This window comes from Kitasatospora sp. NPDC059571 (assembly GCF_042735675.1).
Taxonomy (GTDB): domain Bacteria; phylum Actinomycetota; class Actinomycetes; order Streptomycetales; family Streptomycetaceae; genus Kitasatospora.
The window spans coordinates 1-2,927 of record NZ_JBHWBW010000534.1; the positions used below are offsets into that span (position 1 = coordinate 1).

Here is a 2,927-nt window from a genome sequence, read left to right on the forward strand (position 1 = left end):
CTGTCCGGGCGCGCCGCCGCGGTTCCGGCACCCCCGGGGGAACCCGGCACTACGATCGGGCCGTTGGCAGGACGGGCACCGCGTACGGGCGGTCCCCAACCACCGGGGGCACCGACCGTGCCTCCCGCACCTTTGGAGGACTTGTGGGTGTCAGCCTGAGCAAGGGCGGCAACGTCTCCCTGACCAAGGAGGCCCCTGGCCTGACGGCCGTCGTCGTCGGCCTCGGCTGGGACGTCCGCACCACCACCGGTACCGACTTCGACCTCGACGCCAGCGCGCTGCTCTGCACCGAGCAGGGCCGGGTCCGCTCCGACGCGGACTTCGTCTTCTTCAACAACCTCACCAGCCAGGACGGCTCGGTCGAGCACACCGGCGACAACCTCACCGGTGAGGGCGAGGGCGACGACGAGCAGATCAAGGTCAACCTGGCCGGCGTCCCGGCCGACGTCGCCAAGATCGTCTTCCCGGTCTCGATCTACGACGCGGAGAACCGCCAGCAGAACTTCGGCCAGGTCCGCAACGCGTTCATCCGGGTCATCAACCAGGCGGGCGGGGCCGAGATCGCCCGCTACGACCTCTCCGAGGACGCCTCCACCGAGACCGCGATGGTCTTCGGCGAGCTCTACCGCAACGGCGCCGAGTGGAAGTTCCGCGCCATCGGCCAGGGGTACGCCTCCGGTCTGCGCGGCATCGCGCAGGACTTCGGCGTCAACGTCTGACCTGCGCCGCGAAGGGCCCGGCCGCCCGGCGGGCCGGGCCCGCGGCGGTGCCGACCCGCCCCCCGCGGGGCCCGGAACCCCCCGGGGTTTTTGGGCGCTGGCCCGCCGGGGGGGGGGCCCCGCGTCTCGCCCCCCCACCCGCTTGGTGTTCTGGCCTGGTCCCGGCGCGTGGGGGGCCCCCCGCCCGGTGCCCGCGCCGGCGCCCCGGCCCCCGTCCGCCGCCGGAGGCGGAGTTCAGGAAGTTCAGGCGGGTGAGCACCGCCGCACGGGGGACCGGGGGCATACACCTCTGTGGGGTGCGTCCGGCGGCCGGGCGAACCGAATCGCCGATCGGGAGCCCCGGGGACGGGAGCTGGGAGGAATCGCAATGAGTGTCACGCTGGCCAAGGGCGGCAACGTCTCGCTGACCAAGGCGGCGCCCAATCTGACGCAGGTGCAGATCGGGCTGGGCTGGGACGCCCGCTCGACCACCGGCGCGCCGTTCGACCTGGACGCCAGCGCCCTGCTGTGCGCCGGTGGACGGGTGCTCGGCGACGAGTACTTCGTGTTCTACAACAACCTGCGCAGCCCCGAGGGCTCGGTCGAGCACCAGGGCGACAACCTCACCGGCGACGGGGAGGGCGACGACGAGGTCGTCCAGGTCAACCTCGACCTGGTCCCCGTCCAGGTCGACAAGGTGGTCTTCGCGGTCTCGATCTACGACGCCGAGGCCCGGATCCAGAACTTCGGCCAGGTCTCCAACGCCTACATCCGGGTCGTCAACCTGACCGACGGGCGGGAGATCGCCCGGTACGACCTCTCCGAGGACGCCTCCAGCGAGACGGCGATGATCTTCGGCGAGCTCTACCGCTACCAGGGCGAGTGGAAGTTCCGCGCGGTGGGCCAGGGCTACGCCTCGGGCCTGCGCGGCATCGCCCTGGATTTCGGAGTAAACGTCCAGTAAAGTCCGCCGCCGAAAACCGCCTCGCAGCCATGAAATCGAAAGGTAACTGACTCCGTGTTCCTCCGCACATTCGGATGGTCCTTCGCCATCACGATCGCCGGCCTGATCGCCGCCGGCCTGATCTGGGGGGCAGAGGGCTTCGGCGTCGTGCTGATCCTCTCGATCCTCGAGATCTCCCTGTCGTTCGACAACGCGGTCGTCAACGCCACCGTCCTGAAGCGGATGAACCCCTTCTGGCAGAAGATCTTCCTGACGGTCGGCGTCCTGATCGCCGTCTTCGGCATGCGGCTGATCTTCCCGCTGCTGGTGGTGGGCCTCACCGCGCACCTGAGCCCCGGCACGGTGATCGACCTCGCGCTCGACTCCTCGAAGACCTACAACGGCCAGACCTACGCCGACTACCTCGCGGCCGCCAACCCGGCGATCGCGGCCTTCGGCGGCATCTTCCTGCTGATGATCTTCCTCGACTTCATCTTCGAGGAGAAGGACTTCAACTGGCTGCGCTGGCTGGAGAAGCCGCTGGAGAAGATCGGCAAGCTGGACGCCCTCTCCTCGGTGATCGCCCTGGTCGCGCTGGCCGTCGCCTCCCGGCTGTTCGCCGCCGGGCACGCCGAGACGGTGCTGCTGGCCGGCCTGATGGGCCTCGCCACCTACCTCGCCGTGAACGGCCTCTCCGGGGTGTTCGAGTCCGGTCTCGAGGCGCAGGAGGAGGCCGAGGAGGAGGCCGAGCGCACCGGCAAGTCGCTCGTCCAGGTCGGCGGCAAGGCCGCGTTCTTCCTGTTCCTCTACCTGGAGGTCCTCGACGCGTCGTTCTCCTTCGACGGCGTGGTCGGCGCGTTCGCCATCTCCCAGGACATCTTCATGATCACCCTGGGTCTGGGCATCGGCGCGATGTACATCCGCTCGCTCACCGTCTACCTCGTCCGCAAGGGCACCCTGGACGACTACGTCTACCTGGAGCACGGCGCGCACTACGCGATCGGCGCGCTGGCGCTGATCCTGCTGGTCTCCATCGAGTACCACATCCCGGAGATCGTCACCGGCCTGATCGGCGTCGGCTTCATCGGCGCGGCGCTGGCCTCCTCGGTGGTCCGCAACCGCCGCGAGCAGGCGCTGGAGACCCCCGCCGAGTCGGAACCGACCTCGGTCTGACCGGCGCACAGCACAACGAGAGGGGGCCCCCCCCCGGTCGGGGGGCCCGCGCGGCCCCGGCCCGGGGACGGCGGACTCGGGGGGGGCGAGCGGCCGGAGGCCGCGCCGCAGGG

At 70.3% G+C, this 2,927-nt stretch carries 3 protein-coding genes; all 3 read left to right on the top strand.

Annotated elements, in window-relative coordinates:
- Positions 1–143: 143 nt before the first annotated feature.
- The 3 genes from ACFV0G_RS34870 to ACFV0G_RS34880 all read left to right on the top strand — a co-directional run bounded on the left by ACFV0G_RS34870 (position 144) and on the right by ACFV0G_RS34880 (position 2,814).
- Positions 144–719 (top strand): TerD family protein, encoded by a 576-nt coding sequence (locus tag ACFV0G_RS34870; RefSeq protein ID WP_380556638.1) that lies wholly within the window; start codon positions 144–146, stop codon positions 717–719.
- Between the two features lie 367 nt (positions 720–1,086).
- Positions 1,087–1,662: a TerD family protein gene (locus ACFV0G_RS34875; RefSeq protein ID WP_380556640.1), complete on the top strand. Its 576-nt coding sequence runs from the start codon at positions 1,087–1,089 to the stop codon at positions 1,660–1,662.
- A 54-nt stretch (positions 1,663–1,716) separates the two neighbouring features.
- Positions 1,717–2,814, top strand: a complete 1,098-nt coding sequence (locus ACFV0G_RS34880) for a DUF475 domain-containing protein (protein ID WP_380556642.1) — start codon at positions 1,717–1,719, stop codon at positions 2,812–2,814.
- The last annotated feature ends 113 nt before the right edge of the window (positions 2,815–2,927 follow it).

Coding starts and splice junctions, on each gene's coding strand:
- ACFV0G_RS34875 (WP_380556640.1), top strand. CDS start 1,087: ATGAGTGTCACGCTGGCCAAGGGCGGCAACGTCTCGCTGACCAAGGCG.